The sequence below is a fragment of the Candidatus Methanoperedens nitratireducens genome (assembly GCF_000685155.1).
Lineage (GTDB): Archaea > Halobacteriota > Methanosarcinia > Methanosarcinales > Methanoperedenaceae > Methanoperedens > Methanoperedens nitratireducens.
The window spans coordinates 368,679-394,707 of sequence record NZ_JMIY01000007.1 but is presented as its reverse complement, the minus strand read 5'-3'; the positions used below and the strand labels follow the sequence as shown (position 1 = coordinate 394,707).

28 protein-coding genes are annotated in these 26,029 nt (G+C 44.9%); 14 read left to right on the top strand and 14 right to left on the bottom strand.

The features are described from left to right. Positions 1-327 (bottom strand): COG3415 family protein (locus tag ANME2D_RS18500; RefSeq protein ID WP_048092857.1); only part of this gene is annotated, 327 nt, incomplete at its 3' end. Between the two features lie 218 nt (positions 328-545). Between ANME2D_RS18500 and ANME2D_RS13850 the strand changes: the two genes are divergently transcribed. After that, complete coding sequence (locus tag ANME2D_RS13850; protein WP_052368942.1) at positions 546-1,313, top strand: DUF166 domain-containing protein; 768 nt, start codon at positions 546-548, stop codon at positions 1,311-1,313. Here the strand turns inward: ANME2D_RS13850 and ANME2D_RS13845 are convergent. After that, complete coding sequence (locus ANME2D_RS13845; protein ID WP_048092855.1) at positions 1,300-1,755, bottom strand: YqaA family protein; 456 nt, start codon at positions 1,753-1,755, stop codon at positions 1,300-1,302. The genes ANME2D_RS13850 and ANME2D_RS13845 overlap by 14 nt on opposite strands. A gap of 74 nt (positions 1,756-1,829) precedes the next feature. On the opposite strand from ANME2D_RS13845, the gene ANME2D_RS13840 reads away from it, so the two are divergent. Next, on the top strand, positions 1,830-2,240 hold the full coding sequence (locus ANME2D_RS13840; RefSeq protein ID WP_048092853.1) for a ferritin-like domain-containing protein: 411 nt from the start codon (positions 1,830-1,832) through the stop codon (positions 2,238-2,240). A gap of 65 nt (positions 2,241-2,305) precedes the next feature. After that, positions 2,306-3,445, top strand: a complete 1,140-nt coding sequence (locus ANME2D_RS13835) for a bactofilin family protein (protein WP_048092851.1) — start codon at positions 2,306-2,308, stop codon at positions 3,443-3,445. 26 nt (positions 3,446-3,471) lie between these two features. Here ANME2D_RS13835 and ANME2D_RS13830 read toward each other — a convergent pair whose 3' ends face one another. Further along, entirely contained in the window at positions 3,472-4,239 is a 768-nt protein-coding gene (locus tag ANME2D_RS13830) for a V4R domain-containing protein (RefSeq protein WP_048092850.1), read from the bottom strand. A gap of 91 nt (positions 4,240-4,330) precedes the next feature. Here ANME2D_RS13830 and ANME2D_RS13825 point away from each other — a divergent pair, with 91 nt between their 5' ends. Together ANME2D_RS13825 and ANME2D_RS13820 are read left to right on the top strand one after the other, a co-directional pair. Beyond that, complete coding sequence (locus ANME2D_RS13825; RefSeq protein WP_048092848.1) at positions 4,331-4,750, top strand: ferritin-like domain-containing protein; 420 nt, start codon at positions 4,331-4,333, stop codon at positions 4,748-4,750. Positions 4,751-4,761: 11 nt separating this feature from the next. Next, the gene (locus ANME2D_RS13820) at positions 4,762-5,382 is read left to right on the top strand and encodes an NAD(P)/FAD-dependent oxidoreductase (protein WP_048092846.1); all 621 of its coding nucleotides are present in this window, start codon (positions 4,762-4,764) and stop codon (positions 5,380-5,382) included. 5 nt (positions 5,383-5,387) lie between these two features. Here the strand turns inward: ANME2D_RS13820 and ANME2D_RS13815 are convergent, their stop codons facing one another. From ANME2D_RS13815 to ANME2D_RS13800, 4 genes are all read right to left on the bottom strand, one after another. Beyond that, positions 5,388-6,062, bottom strand: coding sequence for a DUF1614 domain-containing protein (locus ANME2D_RS13815; RefSeq protein ID WP_052368941.1), 675 nt, complete (start codon positions 6,060-6,062; stop codon positions 5,388-5,390). A gap of 105 nt (positions 6,063-6,167) precedes the next feature. After that, on the bottom strand, positions 6,168-7,652 hold the full coding sequence (locus tag ANME2D_RS13810) for a DUF790 family protein (RefSeq protein WP_048092844.1): 1,485 nt from the start codon (positions 7,650-7,652) through the stop codon (positions 6,168-6,170). Between the two features lie 2 nt (positions 7,653-7,654). Then, positions 7,655-8,992 carry a DEAD/DEAH box helicase gene (locus tag ANME2D_RS13805; protein ID WP_048092841.1) on the bottom strand — a complete coding sequence of 446 codons (1,338 nt, stop codon included), beginning with the start codon at positions 8,990-8,992 and terminating at the stop codon, positions 7,655-7,657. A gap of 84 nt (positions 8,993-9,076) precedes the next feature. Continuing rightward, complete coding sequence (locus tag ANME2D_RS13800) at positions 9,077-9,286, bottom strand: hypothetical protein (RefSeq protein ID WP_048092838.1); 210 nt, start codon at positions 9,284-9,286, stop codon at positions 9,077-9,079. 95 nt (positions 9,287-9,381) lie between these two features. Here ANME2D_RS13800 and ANME2D_RS13795 point away from each other — a divergent pair, with 95 nt between their 5' ends. Next, positions 9,382-9,714 carry a hypothetical protein gene (locus ANME2D_RS13795; RefSeq protein WP_157834133.1) on the top strand — a complete coding sequence of 111 codons (333 nt, stop codon included), beginning with the start codon at positions 9,382-9,384 and terminating at the stop codon, positions 9,712-9,714. A 10-nt stretch (positions 9,715-9,724) separates the two neighbouring features. Here the strand turns inward: ANME2D_RS13795 and ANME2D_RS17085 are convergent, their stop codons facing one another. The 5 genes from ANME2D_RS17085 to ANME2D_RS13770 form a co-directional block, all read right to left on the bottom strand. Further along, positions 9,725-13,048: a TIR domain-containing protein gene (locus tag ANME2D_RS17085; protein WP_052368940.1), complete on the bottom strand. Its 3,324-nt coding sequence runs from the start codon at positions 13,046-13,048 to the stop codon at positions 9,725-9,727. A gap of 64 nt (positions 13,049-13,112) precedes the next feature. Beyond that, positions 13,113-13,532, bottom strand: a complete 420-nt coding sequence (locus ANME2D_RS13785) for a HEPN domain-containing protein (RefSeq protein ID WP_048092829.1) — start codon at positions 13,530-13,532, stop codon at positions 13,113-13,115. Beyond that, the gene (locus ANME2D_RS13780) at positions 13,504-13,863 is read right to left on the bottom strand and encodes a nucleotidyltransferase domain-containing protein (RefSeq protein WP_048092826.1); all 360 of its coding nucleotides are present in this window, start codon (positions 13,861-13,863) and stop codon (positions 13,504-13,506) included. The genes ANME2D_RS13785 and ANME2D_RS13780 overlap by 29 nt, the downstream gene beginning before the upstream one ends. A gap of 85 nt (positions 13,864-13,948) precedes the next feature. Beyond that, positions 13,949-14,488: a cob(I)yrinic acid a,c-diamide adenosyltransferase gene (locus ANME2D_RS13775; RefSeq protein WP_048092824.1), complete on the bottom strand. Its 540-nt coding sequence runs from the start codon at positions 14,486-14,488 to the stop codon at positions 13,949-13,951. After that, positions 14,485-15,522, bottom strand: coding sequence for a flippase-like domain-containing protein (locus ANME2D_RS13770; RefSeq protein WP_081810299.1), 1,038 nt, complete (start codon positions 15,520-15,522; stop codon positions 14,485-14,487). Before ANME2D_RS13770 ends, ANME2D_RS13775 begins: the two co-directional genes overlap by 4 nt. Before the next feature lie 392 nt (positions 15,523-15,914). On the opposite strand from ANME2D_RS13770, the gene ANME2D_RS13765 reads away from it, so the two are divergent. Continuing rightward, complete coding sequence (locus ANME2D_RS13765) at positions 15,915-17,030, top strand: CorA family divalent cation transporter (RefSeq protein ID WP_052368939.1); 1,116 nt, start codon at positions 15,915-15,917, stop codon at positions 17,028-17,030. On the opposite strand, the gene ANME2D_RS13760 is transcribed toward ANME2D_RS13765, so the two are convergent. Beyond that, complete coding sequence (locus ANME2D_RS13760; RefSeq protein ID WP_048092821.1) at positions 17,031-18,176, bottom strand: TolB family protein; 1,146 nt, start codon at positions 18,174-18,176, stop codon at positions 17,031-17,033. Positions 18,177-18,458: 282 nt separating this feature from the next. Here ANME2D_RS13760 and ANME2D_RS13755 point away from each other — a divergent pair, with 282 nt between their 5' ends. The 3 genes from ANME2D_RS13755 to ANME2D_RS13745 all read left to right on the top strand — a co-directional run bounded on the left by ANME2D_RS13755 (position 18,459) and on the right by ANME2D_RS13745 (position 21,422). After that, entirely contained in the window at positions 18,459-19,748 is a 1,290-nt protein-coding gene (locus ANME2D_RS13755; protein WP_048092819.1) for a Fe-S-containing protein, read from the top strand. Between the two features lie 225 nt (positions 19,749-19,973). Next, entirely contained in the window at positions 19,974-20,534 is a 561-nt protein-coding gene (gene dps / locus ANME2D_RS13750; protein WP_048092817.1) for a DNA protection during starvation protein, read from the top strand. Between the two features lie 75 nt (positions 20,535-20,609). Then, positions 20,610-21,422, top strand: coding sequence for a ZIP family metal transporter (locus ANME2D_RS13745; protein ID WP_048092815.1), 813 nt, complete (start codon positions 20,610-20,612; stop codon positions 21,420-21,422). Positions 21,423-21,574: 152 nt separating this feature from the next. On the opposite strand, the gene ANME2D_RS13740 is transcribed toward ANME2D_RS13745, so the two are convergent. Next, the gene (locus ANME2D_RS13740; RefSeq protein WP_048092813.1) at positions 21,575-22,783 is read right to left on the bottom strand and encodes a hypothetical protein; all 1,209 of its coding nucleotides are present in this window, start codon (positions 22,781-22,783) and stop codon (positions 21,575-21,577) included. A gap of 247 nt (positions 22,784-23,030) precedes the next feature. On the opposite strand from ANME2D_RS13740, the gene ANME2D_RS17520 reads away from it, so the two are divergent. The 4 genes from ANME2D_RS17520 to phnE all read left to right on the top strand — a co-directional run bounded on the left by ANME2D_RS17520 (position 23,031) and on the right by phnE (position 26,020). After that, the gene (locus ANME2D_RS17520) at positions 23,031-23,492 is read left to right on the top strand and encodes a DUF1894 domain-containing protein (RefSeq protein WP_081810298.1); all 462 of its coding nucleotides are present in this window, start codon (positions 23,031-23,033) and stop codon (positions 23,490-23,492) included. 83 nt (positions 23,493-23,575) lie between these two features. Further along, positions 23,576-24,526 carry a phosphate/phosphite/phosphonate ABC transporter substrate-binding protein gene (locus ANME2D_RS13730; RefSeq protein ID WP_048092811.1) on the top strand — a complete coding sequence of 317 codons (951 nt, stop codon included), beginning with the start codon at positions 23,576-23,578 and terminating at the stop codon, positions 24,524-24,526. A gap of 4 nt (positions 24,527-24,530) precedes the next feature. Beyond that, the gene (locus ANME2D_RS13725) at positions 24,531-25,247 is read left to right on the top strand and encodes a phosphonate ABC transporter ATP-binding protein (protein ID WP_052368938.1); all 717 of its coding nucleotides are present in this window, start codon (positions 24,531-24,533) and stop codon (positions 25,245-25,247) included. Further along, on the top strand, positions 25,247-26,020 hold the full coding sequence (gene phnE, locus ANME2D_RS13720) for a phosphonate ABC transporter, permease protein PhnE (protein WP_048092807.1): 774 nt from the start codon (positions 25,247-25,249) through the stop codon (positions 26,018-26,020). Before ANME2D_RS13725 ends, phnE begins: the two co-directional genes overlap by 1 nt. Positions 26,021-26,029 lie beyond the last annotated feature (9 nt).

Below are 26,029 nucleotides of genomic sequence, written 5' to 3'. Positions count from 1 at the left end.
AAAGCCCTGCTCCTGGGGAGATTTGAAAAGAATTGGCTTTAGATTTTCTATCTGTTTATCTGCCAATCTTTTTGGTCTTCCAGATTGCTTTTTATTATTCTTTCTTGAAATCCCCTCTGTGTGCAGACGGCGTAGCCAGTCGCCAACGGTTGTTAGTGGATGTTTTATAGTAAAGCTTACTTCTTCAAGAGTCCTACCCTCCTTGCGTAAAATCGCTGCAAGAAGCCTTATTTTAGCTTTTGGATCTCCCTCTTTTTGATAAAGGTCGTTCAACTCATCTATAGAAATGTTTGGAAGAAATGATTCACCTCTTGGAGTTATTGTCATCTAAACACTCCCCCATTAAATAATCTGCTTGATGGTTCTTAAAATTTACGGAGAACTTAGAATCATGCTATAAGAATATCAAAGTTGGAATTGAGTTATAGAGGCAATATTCTTAAGTTATGGTATAAATAATAGAGCTATGACAAAGCCAGGATACACCCACATATTAATACCAGGATCTTCACGCAGTGTTTTGAGAGAGAATACGAAAGAACAGAATGAAAGAGGATAATCTCATAATGCGAACATATGTGGCATATAACGGCAAATTTGGAGAACGCGTAATAGGGAACCTGATAAATTACAGGAATTTCTGCACCTCCTGTGATAAATTGTGTATCTTTTGCAGGGATGATAAAACACTTAATTTTGCAGATAACATTACGGGAATCTATACCCAGCCTTCGAGTCTGCCTGTGTATATAGAAGAACCGGCAAAATACATGCCTCCTGACCTGCCAGAGAACGATGTATTGTTAGCTATAAATCTGCATCCCGATATTATAAGCGAACTTCCTGGCCTTGCAAAGGATTCAGGCACTCGTTTGATTATAGCTCCCATTGAAGAGCCTGGCTGGCTGTCAGGGGGATTAAAAAACCAGATCAAGGAGAAATGCGAAAAGCTTGGTATTGTTTTTACTGCCCCGAAACCATTCTGCTCTCTCAAAAGAGGGGAAGATCCATTAATAGATCATTTTATAGAGTATTTCAAGATAGGTTTCCCTGAATTTAAAATCGGGGTTAAAGATAACAATATTATAACAGTACAGATTTTATGCAGCCAGCCATGCGGATGTGCCTATTATGTAGCACAGAAACTTAAGAATGTTCCTGTAGATGATAGACTGGACGAGGTAATATCAAAAGCGCACCATGCATATCCCTGCACTGCGGGTATGGAAAGGGATGCAGAACTAAAAGATACAATCCTGCATAAAGCGGGATATATTATAAGAGAAGCGGTTCATGATGCTATAATAAAATAGCTCCTGTCATGTATGCTACAGCCAGGTATCTCAAGAACTTGCCTGTGAATACAAAGACCGAGAATATAAGGAACTTGAGGCGCAGGATTCCGCTGACTACCGTGAGAGCATCCCCTATCAGGGGAAGCCATGTGAACAGCAGCACGTAAGAGCCGTATTTTGAAAAGTATCTCTCAGCCCTCTCGATCTGTCCAGGTTCAATCCGAAGATATTTCTCTATATAATCCCGCCCCTTAAAACCTATATAATAACTGGTGCAGGCGCCAAGGAAGTTGCCAATAGAGGCTACAAGAACAACAGCGCTGAGATTAAATCCCCGTGAGATAAGAAACACTACAAACCCCTCACTGCCAAGGGGAAGTATTGTTGAAGCTAAAAAACTTACAGTAAACAGGCCGGGGTAGCCATAACTCGATAATACGCCTTCAAGGGGTTCTAACATAGAATGGCTCTTATAGCATTCAATCAAAGATAAATAGTCATGTACTTAATTCGTATCAGATGGAGGAATAATATTTGAACCCTGAAGAAATAATCCGCCTATTGAATGAAGACTTTGTGCATGAGATAGAAGCCACAATGGTATATGTTCGAAATGCTTTTGTTATGTCAGAATGCGATTCAAGCAGAGTTACAGAGGCCATATCCATTGATGAGATGAGGCATATGAACTGGCTTGCAGACCTGATCGTCAAAAGAGGAGGAAAGCCGAGTATGGAGCACAGAGAACTTGTTTTCGGAGGAGATGACCTGAAAAGCCAGTTAGAGCTGCAAAAAGCTCTTGAAACAGGGGCTATTGAGAGGTACAAAAAGCAGATCGAGATCATAGATGATCCTGAAGTGGCAGGAGTCCTGAAGCATATCCTTGATGAGGAGAAACGGCACAGAAAAGAGTTCAGTATGAGGCTTAAGAGGATTACAGTGTAGATCGAGCCCTTATATATATCAAAACGTTTAATATAGCAGACACCAATTTTTTAATGGCGAGTGTTATGTCAGTGAAATATTCCGTTAGGTTTATTATTATTTTGTTCGCTCTTCTCCTGATCTTTTCATCAGCGGCAGGTGCTTCTGACTTCAGGGCTGAGGAAAGGCTGGTAATCGCTGAAGGCGAGATAATAAATGATGATCTTTACTTTACAGGGAATTCAATAACCGTAGACGGCATTATTAATGGTGATCTCATCGCTGCTGGGGGCGAGATCAGGGTAAACGGGATTATAAATGGGAGTCTTGCGGCAGCAGGGGGATCAATTTCAGTCAATGGTAATATCACAGATGATATCAGGGCTGCTGGCGGTACCATTACAATCAATGGTAATGTGGGGGATAATGCTCTTGTCTTTGGTGGGAACTTCATTTTAGGAAGAAACGCAAGTATAAACAGAGATTTGACTGTTGGTGCTGGCAGCGCTGTAATTGATGGAACTGTAAACAGGGATATCAACGGAGGGGCCTCGAGTATGGAAATGAGGGGTACAGCCATGGGCAATGTCACCATGGATATAGGAGATAACATGAGGATACTGCCGGGTGCAAGAATAGGCGGAAATCTGGAGTATACAGCACCCAGACCGGCTGAGATTGCTGAAGATGTCGTTTCCGGAGAGATAATCCATCGAGAGCCACCTGATGAACGAAGGGATGTATTCGGGATAATAGGTGGAATAATAGGGTATCTCTGGCTCTTATTGGTCGGGATATTGTTCCTTGTTATCGCCCCCGTGGTATCTCAGAGGATCACTGATAATATCTCTGCTAACCCGTTAAAAAATCTCTTGTGGGGGATCCTGTTCCTGATAGTAACACCTATCCTGGCAGTAATACTTTTAATAACTATAATCGGTATCCCTCTTGGCCTGATATTGATGGTAATCTATATAATTAGTTTATATATTAGTAGGATTTTTGTCGGGCTCTGGGTTGGGCAGTATATATTTAAAGCATCGGAAAAAAAGACAAGCTATAGGATATTATCCTTTGCCATCGGGCTATTGATAGTCTTTATCGGGATTAACTTACCGATTCTCGGAATATTTATTCATTTCATAGTTATTGTTCTTGGGCTCGGAGCTATCGTATTGACTGCATATGGTTACTATAAGAGTTACAAAGAACAAAAGTCTATTTGAAAGTCTGGCGGGACTCATGTATGCACTTAGCGATCATATGCATGGGAATCCACCCGAATTTCGAATTCACAATAATCGTAACCTGTACCCCAGCATTTTACCTCTCTTACGTAATGGGATTTCCCAAGAACGGTGTCCAGTATTCCGGCGATTATTCCCTCATCACTCGGGCATAAGGGTTTTCCGACATCAGGCATTTTATGGCACTGGTAGCAATCCCTGACACGGATCCTATCCTTCCCGATCTGCTCAACTTTACCTAATTTTAGCTCACTCCAGATATCAGCGATCTCCTTGATAACTGAATCAAATTCAGATGTTTTAATCTGTTTTGAGAAAACATTCTTTCCCAGGTTATAGCCCGCGTGATACATCGGCCTGTCAAGCTCGATCCCGGACTCAATGATCGAAGATTTCAACAGACGCAAAAAAACAAGGGATACCTTATCACCGAGCTCTTCTCTTGTCTGTCCACCAAACAGGCTCTTGAAAAGCTCTTTTTTAACATCTTCATTGATCTGTCTATCATCAGAGATTGTTATCATCTCTGGGTTGAGTGAGTAATATTTCATAGGTATGCCGTGAACCTCATGTTCTATCCTTGAAACTTTGATGATTTTATTATCTGACAGAAGTTTTAAATGATGTGATAATGTTGGCTTGCTAAGCTGCATCTGGCTGGCTAATTGTGCGTTAGTCATCTCTCTCTCAGAGAGGAGTTCTATTATTCTCTGTCTTGTTTTATCAGAAAATAATTTTGCAATAGTAAAATCTGGTTTTAGTATATACTTCATATTCCTGCAATCCTCAGGGTAAATCTTATATATGGAAATGGTTATATATGAACCTAACAGTTAGATTTAGATCTAACTAAAGGATGAGAATATGGATTTGATAAGCGAGAACAAAATCGGGATTGTCAAAGGAACGGTTGTGGAAGAAGCTGCTGAGAGCAACTTCAAAGGTGAGACCGGTGAAGTCGGGCTGTATCTTGCGATGGCAAGACAGGCTCAGCGTGAAGGTTACCCTGAGATAGCAGAAGTGCTAAAAACAATAGCTATAGAAGAAGCATGGCACGCAGCAGGATATGCTGAGCTTACAGGCAGGATTTCAAGCAGCACAAAAGAGAATCTCCAGAGGATGCTCAAAGGTGAGGAGGGCGCGAATAGATACAAGCGAGAATCGGCTGTGAGGTCAAAAGAAGCAGGAATTGATGAAGCCCACGACTTCTTTGATGTCTCGGCGCGGGATGAGGCAAGACATGCAAGAGCCATAAAAGGCATGCTGGACAGGTATTTCAAATAGAGGTGAAAGAAATGGTTGATGCAATAGCAGAGCAAACAAATGGAGTAGTAGCGATATTACCTGCCACACCTGCAGGATTGATTACATCAAAGCAGCTTGAAAAAATAGCAAAAATCGCAAATGATGGTGCAGGGCTTGTAAAACTCACATCCATGCAGAGAATGGCTATACTTGTGAAAAAAGAGCAGATCGATTCAGTTAGAGACGAACTTGCTGGGGTGGATATGAAGATCGGTGTTGTCGGAAAAAGGGAGGTCTGGAACCCTATGGGATGCACGGGCGCACTGTGTAAGTACGCAAGGCAGGATGCTCTTGCAGATGCAATCGCAATTGCCGCACATGCAGGTACAAAAGCTCCCAGGCAGGTAAAGATCGGAGTGAGTGGATGCCAGAACTCATGTGCATGGAGCAAGGTCGTGGATATAGGATTAGTTGGAACCAAAGATGGGTATGATGTTTATATAGGAGGCGATGCGGGCAGAAACCCGCGTATAGGGCAAAAATTGAAAAATGTGTCGAAAGAGGATGCAGTAAGCGTGGTGAAAGAGATAGTGGATAAATTTAACACTTATGGAAAAGACGGTGAACATCTCTATCAGGTAATTGAACGACTCGGGCTTGATGTGTTCTGATCAGGCTATGCGAGCAGTACTGATATTATCCCGGTAAGGAATATCCCATCAAATGTCCCGGCCCCTCCGATAGAAGCAACCGGAGCACCCAGATCCGGAATTTTTTTCAGGTTGAGAAGATCAGCGCCGATCAGACTGCCAAGTGTACCTGAGATATATGCAATGATGGGAGCATTCTGTGGTGAGATTATGAGCGCCACTGCTGCTGACATTACAGGGGGGAGAAGCGCAGGGACAGCGATACCAAGCCCTTTTATGGGTCGCGCAATCATATGGATCATAAGCGTCATGACAGAGACCCCGAGCAGTACTTCGACCGGGTTAGCCCTGAAGATCAGAAGACCGGATATTATTACAGGGATCACGGCACCTCCCAGATTGACAGCTATGACTGTACGCTGCTCTTTCACAAGAGGGACCACATACCTGAACCAGTAAGAATCGATCTCTATACCTGAGACTACGGTAGTCCGGGATACTATCTGCTTAATAGGTATGTTCACATAGCTACCAAGCAGAGATAAGAAAAGTATAAGTATAGCGTACCCTGGAGGAAAACCCAGCTTATTGAAGGCAATACCTATTAGACCCAGGCCTACAAGGAGAAAAAGCACAAAGAGAATGAAGAATAATACGGCTATAACTGATGCGGCAAGTCTTGAGTAGAATATACTGGACATCTGACCCTCACAGGTATAGGTTTCTATCTGGTAGGGTAATTAAGGTTTCGAACATGATACATGTGCTAATAAGATAGCTTACGATATACATTTGCGGACCAGAATTTATGCTACTATCTCTGCATTATCCGGATCAAGCCCGCTCCATTTTACTCTATAACCAAGGAATTCAAGTATCTGGCAGTGTCCTTTCAGCCCGTATTTCTCAAAAATTTTGATTGCATCGTTATGTTTTTTCACGCTATTCAGTTCACTCCTGATCTCCTTTATGATCTTACTATTAACAAGCTGATCTCCAAAAAGTAGATAATCCCTGCTGCTGTGAGTTATTATTCTCTTCAGAGCCTCTGCACTCACGCTGTATCTTCTGGCCACTTCATCTATGTTGATAACATCGCCGTCTAAAGAAATTTCTATATTCTCAAGCTTTGTAGATTCTTCCAGCAATTGTTCTTCTTCGTATTTTCTCAGTATTCTTATTATCTCAAGATACGGGATCTTTTTATCATAGAAGATCAGGTTATCAGTTTTGAATTCTGAGCCTGAGCATGCAAGGTTCCTGTCCACCAGAAGAATAATACTTTCTTTTAGCTGATTGATCTTCTGTGTTTTATTTTTAAGATACTCAGGTGTCCAGAAGCCGACGATCTCAACATATACCCTGCTTGCGTTTCGCTCAAGTGAGAAATCGGGGATAAAGGCGTACTGGCCTGCCTTCAGTACCGCAGGCTCCCGCCTGATAGACCAGTCATTGAAACTAAGCAGGGAGAACTCCTTCTCAATGGCGCTGTCAAATGCTTCCTCAAAGATATCAGTATTGAATACCTGCCTGGTATGATCCAGAACAAAATCAAAAATTCTTTTTCCCTGCATGGTTTTCTTCAATATGCTTGCACTCAGGCTCCATCTGCTTGATCTTATAATAGCCGGAAGAAGTTTTGCAAGGGATGTACCATACCTCTCAGTCAATTTGAATAAAGAGATAGGCCCATCAAGGTATATTTTACCCTGCTCAATAGAGTACATGAGCCCGAGCTGCTTTATCTTCCTGAACACATGCTGGTAGTTATCCTCGATCTGGATCTCCATTCCCACGGCCCGAAACAGGAGCGTCTGGGTAAGGGATAGGTTATACTGCATGAGCAGGTTCTCTGGAGTGATTGTTTGAAATTCCCTGATCAGTAGATTTTCTTCCTGATCTGCCCAGAGAGCTTTCTCTAAATGCTCCGGTCTGATCGAGAGTTTATCTGCTGTCCTGGACAGGATTTTCTGTCTCTCTTCCGGGGCTGTGACAATCTCTTTGCACTCCTCAAAAACCGCTCTCCTGGCAATGATGGGATCAATGGCTGCATCTGTATCAATTACACATCTTCTCTCAAGAAGTGCAGCAAGTCCTCTCACCAGGCGGTAGTTGATCTCTTCAAAGTCCCCTATTTCCTCAAGCAGTTCCCCATAGGTTTCTCCAACATGCCTCTGGAATATATCAATAACCGAGCCTGCAATCTCAATGTACTCCTGATCAAGAGCAGCATAAACAGGCTCTATCTTTCCCTTATGTATTCTTGTAACGAGCAGGTCGCCTGTCAGCATTATTACCTCATGGATTTTGTTCTCCTTCTTGCAGTACCGATCTCGCTTGTCTCTGATGATACGATCTCATACAGGATAGCCTCCTTTCCTCTCTTCTTTCTGAGGATCCTCCCAAGCCTCTGTACAAAGGCCCGTTCGCTGCCTGTCCCGCTTATGATTATGCCCACATCGGCATCCGGGACATCTATGCCCTCATCCAGGACTTTTGATGTAACAACTGCTTTATAAATGCCAGATTTGAACCGCTCCAGGATCTCATTTCTCTCTTTGCTTGCTGTCCTGTATGTAATGGCAGGTATCAGGAACTCCCTGGATATTCTGTAAACCAGCTTATTGTGCTCTGTGAAAATGAATACTCTGCCCTCTCCGTGCTTTTTCAGGATCTCAGCAAGCTTCTCTACTTTCGATGCGCTGTTCAGGGCGATATCCCTTGCCGTATTTCTTGCAAGCAGGGCGGCTCTTGCGCCAGGGTCTCTTCCGCTTCTGATCACAAGTTCCTGGAAATCAGAAGGATTCCTGATCATGATGTTATTTTTCTTAAGATATTCCGAGAATATCCCATGGTTCAGGTTATATTCCTCTTTCTCTTCCCTGATAAGCTCAACAGAAATCTTCTCAAGCCTGTAGGGTGAGAGATGTTCTCCTGCAAGCTCTTTTACCTTTTTCTCAAAGACCTTTCCACCCACAAGCCTGTTAAGCTCTGTATGTAATCCGTCCTCGCGCTCGTATGTGGCTGTCAGGCCCATTCGAAAAGGAGAGGCAAACATCAGGGCTATGTGCCTGTAGCCCTCAGCAGGGAGATGGTGCACCTCATCAAAGATTATGAGGCCGAATCTGTTCCCCAGCCTCTCAGCATGGATATACGCAGAGTCGTACGTGGATACGGTTATCGCCCTGATCTCCTGCTCACCTCCACCAAGGATTCCGATATCTATTTTAAACTCTTCTTTTAGCCTTGTGCGCCACTGGTTCATAAGATCAATGGTCGGTGCTACTACGATCGCCGGTGTATTCAGCAGGGATATAGCCCTTATTCCAAGTATTGTCTTGCCGCTTCCTGTAGGAAGAACAACAACGCCGCGTTTATCATTGGCAATCCAGGCATCGAGTGCCTGCTCCTGGTAATCCCTCAGTACCATTCCGCTTTTAAGCTCAGGGCACGGCATAAGATCAAGAACGTTATCTATGAATTCAAGGCCGGATGACCTGAGATAATCAATAATGTCTTTGTAGTACAGGGCCATAGCCCTGAAGCTTCTTGAGCGTTCATCCCATGTGGAGTTGGGGACCCTGGCATTGCCCCGGATAATGATAGTACCCCTGTTAAATTCAAGATGCATGATAAGTAGTTAGATGGAAACCGTATAGAAAAGGCTTGCGATGTGAAAAACCAATTATAAGCAACCCAGATCCGACCACAAAAATCAAGTTATAATGTACATTCCTATAACCACAAGTATAGCAGCGGCGAATTTGAAGATGAGAATAAGGATAGCGAAGATCTGCTGTATGATGATTAAAGCGACTAGGTATGCTGCCGAATTCTCGATGTAGCGGTTCAGGATGAATTTATCAAGTATGCCTGTCGCAGCGAATGAGGCCGTACCGATGAGCGCAAAGATAAGCCAGTTCATATAAGCCCAATCAAATTGACCCTCATCTTTATAGACTCGCGGGTGATATGTTTATGCAGGGCAAATAGAATCGAAAAGTAGGGGTGAATAACTGATTGAGCAGATCCTGCGCATATATTATGCAATCTATGAGTATTATTTTAATCCTGACTATCGCTATCATCTGCCTGCTGCCAGAAGCTCAGGCCCATTCACCGCTTGTGCCGGAGGTTGCAGTCACCATTACTCTTGCCACGGTGCAGATTCTGTTAGGCGCTGCTGTCCTTCGTCTTGTATTGAAAAGCAAAGAAAAAATCAATATTCGAAAGAGAGCATACCTGGCTATCCTTGGGCTCATTGCTCTTTTTGCGTGGGCCGGTCTACTGGTGGGGCCAGTTCTGGCGATGTTAGCAAGTGTATTGCCGGCCAATGGTGGAAGTTCAGGCTAGAATCAGCGCTTTATATTGGTGGCGGGATCAGTTTATCCCGCAGGCGCTGAAGATTGAGGGCAGTGAACAGTTCGCCCTTGAAGATTATCTGCTTGACTGGCGTTGTTCTTCCTTTGCTCTGCTCTTTGAGATATGCGCTGATATCCATCCAGCGTATGGAGCCGTCAGAAGTGCGGACCACGAGCATCACGGGATAGGCCTGCTGCTGCCAGTATTCGGCGTGGCGGAGGTTCTTGATCGCGAACACTTCGACCCCATCCTTCTTTCGCTTATACAGGTACGAATCGCCCGATTTAAGCTGCAAGTAGACGCGCTTGCCGCTGGCATTTCCGGCATAATCCTTGAACTCGATCTCGCCATCGATACCCCAGTCGGAGTTGGGAGTCGGCCGGAAGATCTGCCCAGCCTCACCCGCGATAGCGGTCGCGTGCCCGATCAATATCAGTTCCCGGCTCTCGTTGTCCAGGTTGATCTTCGCCTTCTTATCCATCTCACGTACCCGTAGCAGGAACTCATCTGAGGCGAACTTATCTTCGATCAGATCGAGCAATACCACGCGCTCCTCGCAGATTGCACAGACGATATCTTTAAAACCTTTTTGTAGTCTGATCTGGATCGCCTTGCGGTTCTCTACAGGCGTGTCGCAGTGAGGGCACACGTATGTCCGTACCCGGGTCACATCCTGCGCCCGCTGTAACAGATGCTCATGTACGTACTTGATGAATGTGACTTTTGTGTCGTCAGGCACTCCACCTTCGAAATATACCACGATCTCTGCCGCCCCCTCGGCCTTCTTCTTCATAGCCAGTCCCACGCGTTTACCTCCGTGGGTCTTGAAGTCAGCAGCGTTCTTCCACAGTTGATCATTCCTGAAATTATCCGAGTAGCTCAGCTTCACCACAAGCGTTGCATATATCTCATCCAGAGGCCCGGCAAAGCCGTAGGTCACAAATACGTTCGGATGCTCCAGTAAATCCGGCTTGTCACGCCGGAAATATGACGGGAATACAAGCATAGTTCCCTTCGGGGTCTGTTCGCGCAGGCACAGCGCCCGGTCAAGGAACGTCTGCACCATGGCACGAAGGAGAATCTTTTCATCCGCCTCGGCCAGGCGCTTCATGTCCTTGTAGTCCAGCCCCCCATCAAGCACCTGATGCTCAGGCACGATTCCCATCTCATCCACATGCTCGCGCGCCATACGCACGACCACAGATGCGTAGCGGTTGATCTGCTCGGGCTGCAGGAGCACAAAATCACCGAAATTCAGCATTTGCACCACGCCCTGTCCCTGCATCAATCCAACAACGGCGCGAAGTTCCTTCTCACCTATTGTCTCACCAGGCAGCATTAGCTGCAAACGCTGATTTAACTCAGCTAGCCGCACCAGCGGCGCTCCCTCTTCTTTGAGCTTAAGAATGGCATCTTTTAGCGTCTTGAACAGCCGCGTGGTCGAAGTCCACTGCAGCCGATCCCAGGGAATATGCCTGGCGATTGCCTCCTTGAGTTCCTCGCAGCCTTCACCGATCTTGGCGCCTGTGGTCAGGAAGCCAGAGAAATCGTGCTCTTTGCAGAACTGCTCGAACCGCTTATTGCTGATCGTGATCCCGCCGCGGTCGCACCGGGCAGCGACAAGAAGCTTTGCAGGATTATGTTTTGCAGCGGCATGCAGGGCTTTCTCCCAGTGTCCCAGGTCTTCAAAGGGGTTGTCATCCTGGGGATCAAACACCAGCAGGCCCAGCGCGGTTTCATCCATGTAAAGCTGGTGGATCAGCCTGTAATCGGGTTGACCTGCAAAATCCCACAGCCATACCTCGCGCTCGATACCTGATGACCCATTGCCCGGAGGCAGCTTGAGCTGCGAAACAAGCATACCGTGGGTAGATTCGGTGGGTTCCCAGCGGTTCTCGCACAGGCGCAGGGCAAGACCAGTTTTTCCCACACCCGTTTCGCCTAACAGTACGACCTTGGCATTGGCGTAGCGGGTTGATTCGGATACTTTGATAGACTTTTCAATAAGTGGAATGTTCCATACCCGCATGGTATTATCAGCAGAAGCAGAAACTGCCAGCCGGCAATCAGCCGTCACCGCCACTCCCCATACCTCCCCTGTATGCCCTTTGAGTGTAGCTATACATTCTCCGGAATCCAGGTTCCATACCCGCACAGTTTTATCAGCAGAAGCAGAGACGGCCAGCCGGCCGTCTGCGGTCACCGCTACTCTCACTATCAGCCCGGTATGTCCTTCGAGTGTGGCTGTGCACTTCCCGGAATCCAAGTTCCATACCCGCACAGTTTTATCAGCAGAAGCAGAGACGGCCAGTCGGCCGTCTGCGGTCACCGCCACTCCAACTACCGGCCCGGTATGCCCTTTGAGTATGGCTGTGCACTCCCCGGAATTCAGGTTCCATACCCGCATGGTAGAATCATATGAAGCAGAGACGGCCAGTCGGCCATCAGCCGTCACCGCCACTCCCACTACCGGCCCGGTATGCCCTTTGAGTGTGGCTGTGCACTTCCCGGAATCCAGGTTCCATACCCGCACGGTAGTATCAGCAGAAGCAGAGACGGCCAGTCGGCCGTCTGCGGTCACCGCCACTCCAACTACCGGTCCGGAATACCCTATGAGTGTGGCTGTGCACTTCCCGGAATCCAGGTTCCATACCCGCACGGTAGTATCAGCAGAAGCAGAGACGGCCAGTCGGCCATCAGCCGTCACCGCCACTCCAAATACCGGCCCGGTATGTCCTTTGAGTGTGGCTGTGCACTTCCCGGAATCCAGGTTCCATACCCGCACGGTAGTATCAGCAGAAGCAGAGACAGCCAGTCGACAATCCGGTGTCACTGCCACTTCCCATACCCCCCTGGTATGCCCTTTGAGGGTTTTGATAGATTGCTGTTTTTGTATTCCTGTAGGTTTGGTCGCGACCACAGGCGGCCTGCACGCTTCAAGCAATTTCACATACTGCTCGTCGGATCTCTGCCGCCAGTCCACATACGCAAACTGCTTCAGGATGTCCTTGATCTCTGCATCATCCAATCGCAAAGGAATGAAGCGGCGCCGGGCATTTGTGGGATCGCGGAACAATGCCGTATGTCGCTCAAGCGCCACCCACTCGGATGCAAAGGCATTGCTCGACATTACAAGTATCAGGCAGCGTGACTGCTCCAGCCCCTGCTCTATCCTGAGACCGATCATATCGCCGGGCTTGATTTCCCATTCATCGAACCAGACGCGCAGGCCGTCCATCTTCAACTGCTGCGCCAGTTCGCGCACGACCAGCTTGTCCCTGGAACTGTGGCTTATGAAAACGTCATAGGTGAAAGTCTCGGTCATTTTTAGTTTTTACCACCTCAATCTGATACATCCAACAAATCTTCTGCAATGCACTTAATCTTTTCTAAGGGCTATTTTGAGAATCTCTTTTACTTTGCCTATATGATTTTTCTATCTTCTCGATTAACTTTTGAGACTCAAGATAAGCGCTCTTGACCTCTTCCCTGCTGAGTTCTCCGGCAAAGAACGGATACCGCTCCAAAAAATAAAATGCAGTGGCTTTTTGAGAAAGTTCCCTGAATTCTTCAAAGGATTGATCAAACTCAACCGACACATCAAGGAGCTCCTCAAGGTCATGGGTTCGTTTGAGCCTCCAACCTTTCGATAGTAAAAACCCCTTCATGTATTTCTCTAACATCTGCTGTATGAGATAGGCTGCTACAGAGCTGCTTCCTCCATGCTTTAACAGAATCCTAACAGCCTGATTATCCTCAGCCCCTTTTTTAAACCAGTCCTCAGGCAGGCTTGATTCCTTGTCTGACATAAAGCTTCTTGCCTCTTCTGATAATCTCTTCAAAAAATGGATCTCTTTTTTCAAGTCTATTCTTAAGCTCAGAGGGAGTAATAATAACCGGTGAGAAGGCTATACCCTTCCTTAGATCCGAGACTAGCTTTCTAACCCTTGTCCAGCGCGCAAGAACAGGTTCAGCGGTATCTTTTACTATCAGCAGGTCAAGATCGCTTTCTTCGGTCGGATTACCGTATGCATACGAACCAAAAAGGATTATCTGCTCAGGGTCATAGTCCTGCTCGAGCCTGTTTACGATATTATCAAGCGCTTTTCTTGCCCTATAAATTCGATTTTTTTCTTGCATATATTTTAAAGTTTATCACGGTAAATAAGAATTGATTATCATGTACTTAAAGGTTTTATCGAGTTTATAATTTTTCAAAATCCTTCTATCCCTTATATACCCATTCCACCTCTTCCACTCCCAGCCTCTGGTTCACCATCAATGCTAACCCGTACAGCAGGCTTGAGAGGCGGTTAGTGAAGACGTATGCATATTCATTTATCGGCTCGCTCATCGAAAGCGCCTGGATCCGCCTCTCCATTCTCCGGGATACGGCTCTGCAGAGTTGCAGATATGCCGATGCCAGACTTGCGCCGGGGAAAACGAGCCGGTCTATCGGCTTAAGTTCGTGTGAAATTTCATCTATTATCCTCTCGATCCATTTTTTGTCCTTCTCTGTTAAGCGGGGAGTATTTTCCCCTTTAGCTACTGCCAGGTCAGAGCCCAGGATGAACAGTTTCTCCTGTATCTGGAAGAGCAAATTGTTAATCTCTTTATCTTCCACGTACAGCCTTGAAAGACCCACTAATGAATTCAGCTCATCAACCGTACCATAGGCCTCTACTCTCAAAGCGCTCTTCTTGATTCTCCCGCCTTCAAGAAGATCTGTTTCTCCTTTATCTCCCCTTCCTGTATAGAGCTTCATAACCTCAATGCCCCCATGAAGTAAAAGGCTCCGAACACTGTGTTAAACCAGTAGGATCCGAGCCTGTAGAACAGTGTTGCAAGCAGTGCAACATCAGTCGGCACCCCGCTTAGTATGAAAAGGGCAGCCATAGTACCGTCCACGATACCAAGGCCGCCTGGAAGAAAAAGAGGAAGCCATCCGCTGATCATAGAGATGGTATAGGTGATTATCAGTACGCTGATGCCTATATGCGCTTCTCCCAGGGAAAGAAATACAACATATATTGCCATAATATCAAAAGTCCAGCCAAGAGAAGAGAAGATTATTGTATTGGCAAGACCGCTTCTATTCCGACGTATATCCTTAAGACCGATATGAAAAGAATCAATAGATCTCTCCACGGCATCAGCGTGCGCCCTGTGATCAAAACCCCTTCTCACCAGCCTTATAAAAGGTGCAGAGAACCGGATTATTGAGTGGATAAATGAGGAGAATCTGTCTTTCCTGATATAGAAATAAACGAGTAAACCAAAAGCGATAAAACCAAGCTCAATAGAGAAGAGCAATGCCAGTATCTGCCATATCCCGAGCCTGAGTTCCGGGCTGTAGAACAGGAGCGTTATACCCATAAGCTCGATGACCAAAAACGTGAACATGTTCAACATCCTCTGGGATACAACACTCGCAAAGCAGAATGATTTACTGGCACCGATCTCCTTTCCAAGAAGTATCGCCTTTACTGGTTCACCGCCTACCCCGAATGTGGGGGTTATATTGTTTATAAATGTTCCTGCTGTATAAAATTTAAACAATTTATAGAAACTGATATCCACAGGTATCAGGTATTTCCAGCTCATTGTGAAGGCTGTGAGATTGAGTATATTCAGCAGAATTACAAGAGGCACAAGCTGTTTATTGGCATTACTTATTAAAAGCAGAAGCCTCCCATACCCTATTTCGTTTATAAAAATTACAAAAATAGCAGCACCGACTACAAATACAAACCATATATTTCGTGTTTTGAACCCTCTCATGAGGTTCTCTGCACTCATACTCACTGCAATTGAAAAGAGTGCGATGTTAGCAAACGATATTCATTTAGATTCCATCTCATTAAGTCTACCAATTCCGGGTAACCGATTGGCGATATGCGTTATCCTATCCATTATTCATCCTGTCCTCCCCTTATAATTACAGATACTCCTCTCTAATACATAGTATTCAAGAGATTTATAATTTCCTGAATAGCTTCCCCTTAACTATCGTGCGGACTTACTTAGAACCTATCGAGCGAACGTATTTTAGGTATTATCTACATATATGGACGGAATAGGTTCTTTATACAAAAACAGGTACAACAATTTATTTAAAATAATATTTTATAACAATAGAATAGATTAATACAAGAGATAATCCTGCGGATCAGGTTTATTAAGGAGACGGTATGAACGAGGAAAAACAGGCAAACACGATACTTATTGAAGGGAATAAAGAACAGAATACTGTCCCTCAAAATAACGGTTCACGCGCGCTTTGCGTGGCGCTTCCGGTCTCTGGGGGCAAGCCGTTAAAATTTATAGGAGATAGTCCGCATGAGTTTATACCGTTCCTTAAAGAGTCTTCTATTGCATGGTTGAATTTCCCTGTACAGGATATAGAGAAAGATGCAGAGGTCATTGCAATTAATCTTGGATTTAGTTCTACCCTTGTACCCATTATCCTCTCAAATTATCTATCTGCTTATGAGGACCGCGATACTGAACTGGGATTAATGCTCCCTGCTGTATCAGTAAAGGAATTTGAAGTTAATGTCAGCCCGATATTAATTCTAATAAGAAAGGACCTGATTCTCACGATTCATAATCAAACCGTGAGCCGCCTGGTGCGTTTCTCAAGGTATGCAGATGCTTTTATGAGAAAGATCAAACCTAACCTCCTGCAGCAGGATAAATTGACAATCATTCTTACAAGAATTATTGATGTAAATATTACCAGGAATTTTGACCATCTGCGTGAGATAGAATCCAGGGGAGATGAACTCAGCAAGATCCTGATGGACCCCATGACACCAAGGGGAATGATCGCTCCAGAGATATACAATATGAAACATGCCCTTATAAGCTATCTGGATACGCTGTGGGCCACACTTGATGTCGTGAACTCACTCCGGCATGGCGATGCTGAACTTATGACGGACAACAGCAAGCTGCTTGCCCGCGTGGGTATACTATCTGATGATGTCAACAGGCATATATCCCTTAGCGAGCACATGTCCGAGGTACTGGCCTCAGGACTGGAGGTGCTGCAGAGCATCTACAACAACCAGCTCCAGATCGTGAACAACAGGCTTGCTCTTGTCCTGACCTGGCTTACTATAATAGGGACAGCAGTGCTTGTACCAAACACCCTTGCAACTATTCTCAGTAATTCGGCTTTTGATCTTGGGCCTGAGGACAGGATATGGTATTCAGCCCTCCTTGTTGTATCAACGATCCTTTCAACATGGGCTGCCTACTGGTGGGTAAAAAAGAAGGGTCTGATGCCCTTCGAAGTGGATTGATCAGTTCTTAGAGAGGATATCCGAGACCACCAGAAGAACAAGCAGTACTATGATTATTACAGCCAGTACCATAAACATAGTCCATAAAACGCCCCCTTCTTCTTCTTGCTTCTCTTTGATTCCTTCCAGTATCGGGGTCTCAATAGCAGGTGCAGTCGGGGCTACAGTCTGTGTTGTTACTGCCTGAGCGGTTTCAGCAGGAGTAGCAATTGGTACAGCAGCTGTTATACCAGCAATATCTCCCACTGCAATTCTCACTGTACCAGAGCTGTCTATCGCTGCATATGAGAATTTTTCACCATCATGGCTAAATGCCGGGCTTATCTGTCTATAATCCGAATCAATGAACAATCTCCTGCTGGTCCCATCAGTGTTGATTGCAAAGATCTTCTCAGCGGATGAAGTCACATCTTCGTAGGAGACATATGTTATTGTGCCAGCCGGCCCCCAGACCGGATTGTTCTTTTTTATCTCATCAAAGGTGAGCTGTCTTCTCCCGGTTCCTGCTTCGTCCACTATATCTACTATAAAAAGCTCTTCTCTAAGTCTATCATTGTATGATACATATACTATACTTTTTCCATCCTGGCTTATTGAAGGGCTCCATTGCTTGAATGTGTCGTTAAAAACCAGTCTCTTTCCTGTGCCATCTGCGTTGACTATGTACATCTTCGGATTTGCCATCTCATCCAGTGACGTGTACACCAGGAATTCCCCATCGGGACTCCATGATGGAGCAGCCCATACTGGTCTTTCGATCGAATTTCCCTGCCTTGTGTTATCAGGAATGAGCTGTTTGTTCTCAGTGCCATCAGGGTTTATAACAAATATCTTCTCCAGCCCGTCTTTCCCGAATGAAACATATGCGATCTTATCAGGTTCCCACGCGAGTCCCCATTTTTTAAATCCATCGCTGGTAAGCTTTGTTCTCTCTGTGCCGTCCGTGTTTATTACAAATACCTGCTGGATGTGTTGATCATCATATGCAATATAGGCGACCTTTGTTCCATCCGGGCTGATAACCGGGTCCCATAGTTCTGTTTCAGTGACATTGAGTTTTATCACGTTCTCTACTGAAATTGCACCTGCTGCACTGATCGAGGTAAGTAATAGAATAAGGCTGATAAGCAAGGGTACTTTACTCATTGGACATGAGTAGTATGCAAAGCATGATAAATGTTGCGTAACATTAAATAAATATCTTGAGATTGCTCAGATACCATTTTGATTATTTTCTGTATCAGTGAAGCAACCTTTGTCTCCGTTATGACCACACCCTTTTTAAGCTTTTGAATTAGCGGATGGTCTCACCCGAGCCAAAAATGCTATAATAAGGTCAATAGAACTATAATATTCGGATAACCGAAATGTTTAATATATGTTATTGTATTATAATACCTTAGGTAAACCTAATAAGAGGCAGAAAGTATGTTTGAAACTTTAACGATTACTTTAAGGGAAGGAATAGAAGCTGCTCTTGTTATTGGTATTATACTTGCATACCTTGGCAAGACCAATAAGCCAGAGATGAAAAAATATGTATATGCAGGCATGATCGCTGCTATAGCAGGAAGCCTCGCGACTGCTGTAGCAATCCAGATGCTCATGGCAGAATGGAGCGAGTTCATGGAGGGCCTGATGTTCTTCATAGCTGCATTTTTCCTGGCTACGATGCTCTTCTGGATGCACCGCACCTCAAAGCATATCAGGCAGGATATCGAGCAGGGTGTTGAGAGCGCATTCAGTAAGTGGCAGGCACTCGGGGTACTGGCGCTTACCTTTTTTATGATTTTCAGAGAGGGGGCAGAAATAGTACTGTTCCTCTCTGCAACTGTAAAAGAGGCAAGCCCGTTTATTGCACTGGAAGGAGCAGCAGGCCTTATACTGGCAGTATTGTTCGGCTACCTGTTCATTAAAGGCAGCATGAAGATGAACCTTGGAAGGTTCTTCAAGATAACAGGGATGATGCTGGCCGTAATAATATTCCAGTTGATAGTTGGCGGAATCCACGAATGGTCTGAGGTCGGGATTATAAACCTGAGCCAGACAGGGATGGCGATCATAGGCCCGCTTGTGAAGGAATCCGCATCCATCGTTTTTACAGGCATCATGCTCAGTTTCCTTGTGCTGCTGTTTGTAATGGTTCCGTGGAAGCATATTAACACCGAGGGTATTGAAGGCATTGAAAAAAGAAAAGCGCTCGCTGCTGTGCGCAAAGAGAGAAACAGGAAAATCACAACAGGCATCGTAGCCGCATTTTTAATACTTGCTTTTGTGAGCGCCCAGATATCAGCACTGCCGCAGGGCGTGGATCCAAAGCCTGAAAAAATAAGCGTGACAGGAGAAGAGGTAAGGATTCCGGTGGCGAGCGCTGCTGATGGCGATCTTCATAAATACATCTGTGATGCACAGAACCATCCTGCAGACTGTCCCATGCACGGCAGCGATGGCAGGGCTGATGTCAGGATTCTTGCAATACAGAAAACTGATGGAGGTGTTGCAGTCGCTTACGATGCCTGCGCCCTGTGCGGCGCTGCAGGCTACGTACAGGAAGGTGATCTGCTCATATGCAAGCGGTGCGGGGCACCTATCGATCCGAATACAATAGATCTGGGAGGGGGATGCAATCCGATCGTGCTTCCGTATATAGTTGAGGGAAATGAGATTGTAATAAAGACTGAAGATATTGGAGAGAAAGCTGATCTGTTCAAGAATTAAACAAAATTAAAAGAGGATGATAAGTCAACTTATTGACTTATCATATTCCTCCCACGATTTCCTTTATTCGCCTCATGTATTACAGCGCGACACTGAGTTCTATCGATATCTCATGTTTCAGCTAATAGTGCTGGAAAAAAATACTGAATGAGATATAAAAGTGAGTAGTAGCAAGCAAAGAATTAAATAGAATTTTTAAAAAACAAGTAATTGGGGAGTGATAGAATGGCTAAAGTAAACAGAGAACTAATACAGAATGCAGGAATCGACATAAATGTCCTGATCGACAAATTAAAGAAGGCGGCGGCTGCTGAACTCACCACTTACTACTATTACACGCTTCTAAGGATGCACCTTACCGGTCCCGAAGGAGAAGCTTTCAAGGAGATTGCTGAGGATGCACGCCTGGAAGACCGTCTCCACTTCGAGACGCTTGTTCCAAGAATCTATGAGCTTGGGGGAGAGCTTTACAGAGACCTAAAAGAATTGCATGATGATGCAGCATGTGCGGCAGCCTATCTGCCAGAAGATGTAACTGATATCAAAGCAATACTCAAAGTTCTTGTAGGAGCTGAAAGATGCGCTGTCCGGATCTATACCGATATCTGTAATTACACACAGGGTAAAGACCCCAGAACATATGACATCTCGCTAGCTATCCTGCATGAGGAGGTAGAGCACGAGTCTTGGTTTGAGGAGCTGCTGGGTGAGGGACCATCTGGTCATTTCAGGAGACGAGTGCCAGGGGAAGGACCATACACCCAAAGATTCAGGCATATTGAATAGCTTGTTGACAATGCTAAACCTCTCTGCGGCTAAAGCATGGAGGTTATCGATTATTTTTCTGGTAGCTCTAAAAAAATGATTGATTTTTTTCAAAACCTTGAGCCTGTTACACAGGCTCTACTTGGTACAGTATTTACCTGGGGCATGACTGCACTTGGCGCATCTGCTGTGTTCATGTCTAAGGACATAAGCAAGAGGGCGCTTGATGGAATGCTTGGTTTTGCAGGCGGAGTTATGATATCTGCAAGCTTCTTCTCCTTGCTTGCTCCAGCTATTGAGATGTCAGAAGGCAAAGATATTCCCGCCTGGTTTCCTGCTGTTGTAGGTTTTCTCGTCGGCGGTATTTTCTTGGGTGGTATTGATAAAGTACTTCCGCATCTCCATTTTGGCTCTCCAATAGAAAAGGCTGAAGGCATCAAGACCACATGGAAGCGCAGTACTCTGCTAATTCTCGCCATAACGCTGCATAACATACCCGAAGGTCTTGCGATAGGGGTTGCTTTTGGAGCAGTTGCCACTGGTTTTCCTTCTGCCACTTTACCTGCAGCTATAGCTCTTGCTGTCGGCATCGGGATACAGAACTTTCCTGAAGGACTTGCGGTTTCAATGCCTCTTAAACGTGATGGAATGTCCAGTTTGAAGAGCTTCTGGTATGGACAGTTATCCGCAATTGTTGAGCCTATCGCTGCTGTTCTTGGTGCTATCGCCGTTAATATTGCAAAACCTGTTCTGCCCTATGCCCTGGGCTTTGCAGCAGGAGCCATGATCTTTGTTGTTGTTGAGGAAGTGATCCCTGAATCTCAGAACAATGGTAATGCGGATCTGGCAACCATGGGTGCTATGGTAGGTTTTGCAATAATGATGGTACTTGATGTTGCATCTGGATAAATCTCAAACTTGAAGTATTGTTTTAAAGTTAAAATTCAGCCGATGGACAGGATTAACAGAATTGACAGGATAGATTTTTTGCACTTCATCCTGTTAATCCTGTTATCCCGTCTATTTATTGGATTGGTTCATTCAGTCGAGTGTCGAAGGTGTCAATACGTCCTGTTCCAGTAAGGAGTGATGGTGGATTCTGTCGGCCTTTCTTTTTTGATAAAGTCTATTGTTTCTCTTACTGTTTTAAGCGCCCAGTCTCTGAATTCCTTTTCTCCTATTGGAAGCGTTTCCGGTGCACTGACATAATTGATACCTTCGCTGTCGAGTGCCTCTGCAATCATATCGAAACCATGACCGCCGGTTGCAGGTACAAGTATCACCTTTTTAGCTCCAGTATCGTTCAACAGAGATTTTATTGTTGAGACAGCTTCTGGGACTGCGATTTTATATAAATCGGGCCAGTCTTCCCTGGCAGTTACTCCTGTAGAACCTGCAAATCCCATCTTACTTTTAACATAGCTTGCTGCATTTGAAAGTTCCTTTTTCTGAGCTTCGTCATTGAAATCATTCCTTGCTCCATGACCCACTAGCACTATGATCTCATTCTTCGGATCCTGACTTACTGATTTTACCTGCTTTACAAATATCTCCCTCAGTATGGGGTGATCTGGTCTGGCTGGCTCTGCCAGTACAATCGTGGAATCACTGAATGTTGGCGCTGGTATTGTGATTGCTCCCATGTATGAGCATATAGGGCCGTACTTTTGCACGATTCTTGTATAATTAAACCTTCCGGCATTGGATTCGTTTATGAGTAAACCCGGGCATGTATCAACGTCATCTATACCTGCGAAGATGCGGGTGACATTATGTATGACTGTTGAATTCGGACCGAACATGTCAGTGTACAGGAAAATAGAGTACTTTACTCCGCTTTTACCAAGGCTCATTAATCCAAAGTTCCATGTATAGGGCATGTGTAAAATCTTTTCAGATCGTATTTGGAGTTTTTCCAGGTCATTCTCGATAGCAGTGATCTTGTCATTACCAGGTTCAAATCCAAGTGGATCGTTCGGTACTGCATGGGTATATACAAGAACGCCAGTTACGCTTTGATTTATTATCTGGGGTTCTGGTATCGTCTTACGAGTGTTTTCAACCTTTCTTACTGAACTTGACATGTCAGTTATGTCGCTGCTTATTATCTCCGCTTTTCTTGCTTCGCGGATTATTTCTTCCTCTTCCATATCTCCTTTCATATGCTGTGCAGATGCGAAATACGGCAGTTGAAGAGCCACTACAAATAGTGTGGAAACCACTATTAGAGCAGTGACCCTCAACAAAGTGGGTTTTTTAACATTTACCATAATTTTCCTCCACCACCGAGATTGTACTTTTGCTACATAAACATTTCGGATAACCGAACATAATTATTAGGATATCCGAAGGATTTATATGTCAGGAAGACAATGATTGTTTAGTATGCCTGATTCCCACTCCTATCTGATCCTGATTCATGAACTATTCTTTGGGATTAGGTATACCCCTATCACAGGGTGATAGCATGATGGAAGTACCAAGAATAACACTTCACATCTTCATGGATTGATATACATGGCATGTATTGAGGAATTAAATTACGAGATACTATTGGGAAACAGTTCCTACAGGGAATGTGCGGATTATATAAAAGCAAACTTCAATGAAATTTATTATGTTATGCCTGGTTATCGGATATTCGATCTGCATTTAATTGGGATTCCACCCATACCTGTTGGCGTGGATGCTGAGAATATAGTACTCCCTTATTTAAAACCCTGCCGCGGAAGCTTTGTTTTAAAGATCCAAGGAATAAATGAGCTTCTTTTTTTGAGAACCTCAAAGAAAGAAGTCATCGAGTTTGATGGAATCAATTATGAGGTGATATGCTGGGATGGAAACATTTGTGAGAAATGTCCGAGAAAAAGAGCTTTTATTGAGGGATACCGTCTTGTGCAGAACTTAAAAAGACCCAGCCTTTCCTCTAAGTTAGTTGAGGTAACTATCAAATCCCTGGAAATGCTCAGGAAATCCTAAATTATTTATTCGGATGACCGAAAGCTTTAATATAAACTTTACGGTATAAGTTATTAGGTTAACCTTATAAAAGGAGGTAAAAGATGAAAAAAACTATTGTAATTACTGTACTGATACTGATAGCTGCTGTGTTTTTATCAGGATGTCTCCAGTCACAGGCACCAGCAGATCAGGCAACCAGACCTAAAATAACGATCGCTATTCAGCCCACCCAGCAGGCAGATGAGATAATATCAAGTGCAAAGGAGCTTGAAGCTTTCTTAGAAAAAAGGGTAAATGCAGATATTGAGATCTATGTGCCGATGAGCTATTCTGCGGTTGTTGAATCTCTCAGATTTGGGCATTCGCAGGTGGGCTTGATGAGCGCATGGCCTTCCGCTGTCTCTGCAGAACTTGCCGGAACCGATGTCGTATTAGCCGAGGTAAGGGAGGTCATGATCGACGGGAAAAAAACCAATGAAACATATTATTATTCTCACTATATTGTTATGAAGAACTCAAGTTATACTGAACTTGAGGATCTGAGAGGAAAAAGAATGGCATACGCAAGCCTGACCTCTACTTCAGGCTACCTGTTCCCTGTAGCGAAACTTATTGATAAAGGCCTGATATCAACACCAGCCCCGGGTAAGGAAGCTGATCCAAAGGAGTTCTTTGGCACGGTGGCGACTCCTGGCGGATACGGTACTGCGTGGGATGCCCTGAAGCGGGGGCAGGCTGATGCAGGGGTAATAGCAGGTGATGTGTCAGAGAAACTATTCAATGAGGTAATGGATAATACGCGGATAATAGAAACCCAGGGACCGATCCCATCCCACGGTGTAGTATTCAGTAAAGATCTCAAGGAACCTCTTCGATCTGAGCTAATAGATGCTTTCCTTGAACTGAATGAGCCAGAGCATCAGGACCTGATGCGAAAATTAGTCTCAGCGATTTTCGTGGGATTCAAGAGGACAAGCAACGAGGAGCATCTTGCAGGTCTAACAACTACCCTGAATACCACAGGCTACAAATTCACAGAAAAACTCGGGTGAGGCTGTGGCTGAGTACGCGGTTGAGCTTCATAATGTGTGGTATTCCCATAACGGGAGTAACCACATTTTAAAAGACATTGACCTTAAGGTTAAGCGCGGCGCTTTACTGGCACTTATAGGGCCAAGCGGCTCGGGCAAGACAACGCTATTAAAGATCATCTGCCGCCTGATAAGACCGTGCAGTGGCTCGATAAGTATCAGAGGCAGCAACGGTGATCTTGAGAGGCATGAGGTGGGATATATCCCGCAGCAGCTCGGCCTGGTGCGCGGCCTGACGGCTCTTGAGAATGTACTTGTCGGCGCACATTCCAGAATAGGGTTCGCAGGTACTCTGCTTGGAGTATTCCCGGAAAAAGAGATTGAGCTTGCTATGAAGTACCTGGATATGGCAGGTATAGCAGGTAAGGCAGATAAGAAAGTGTATACCTTAAGCGGTGGAGAGAGGCAGAGGGTAGCGATAGCAAGGGCATTGATGCAGGAGCCTGAGATCATCCTTGCAGATGAGTTCGTATCCAACCTCGATATTGTAACTGCAAAGGAGATCATGGATATGATGAAAAAAATAAAAGAAAAAGACACCACCCTGGTTATTGCAACACATGATATCAGCCTGGCCCGCGACTACTGTGATATGACCGTGATCATAAAGAATGGAGTCAAGATCGATGAGATATGCTCATATGAGCTTGATTATGACAGGGTAAGGGACATATTTACATAATGAATCATTCAAGAGAAGGCTTTCTTCAAGCCGTGATTTTTTCAGGAATAATACTATACCTGGCCAATTCAATTGGTTTTTTTGATATTGATAGGCTCACCCGCGGAGTGAGCAATCTCTTTATCTTTGCTGCTGACCTTTTTCCACCTGATCTGAGTGTCACTGAGACGCTTCTATACTCAATATTAGAAACTATCCAGATGGCACTTATGGGAACAATCCTGGGATTTATTGCCGCCCTGCCGCTCGGGCTTCTTGGAGCAAGGAACATATCGGGAAGGAATATAAGTGCGGTCACTCGCCTCTTCCTGGGGGGTATCAGGACTATACCTGCCCTTCTCTGGGCTATTATATTTGTGGTTGCCTTCGGCCTTGGACCCCTGCCCGGAACGCTGGGACTGGCTATATACTCTGTTGGCTACCTGAGCAAGCTCTACTATGAGGCCTTTGAGGCAGTAGATCAGGAGATTCTCGATGCTGTGAGAGCGATTGGCATATCGCGCCTTAAGGAGATACGCTTTGTGGTGCTTCCGGAATCCATGAACCATATCCTGAGCCAGTTGTTCTTCATGTTTGAGTACAATGTCAGGTCTTCTGCCATACTGGGTTTTGTGGGTGCGGGTGGAATCGGATTCTATATGATTAACTATATCCAGCTTTTCCAGTACCAGAGGCTCACAACTGCTGTACTGCTCACGCTTGCAGTGGTATTGATTATAGACTCTGTAAGCGCCAGGATAAGGGACAGATTTTTAACACGTTCATCTTATTAGGTTAATCTA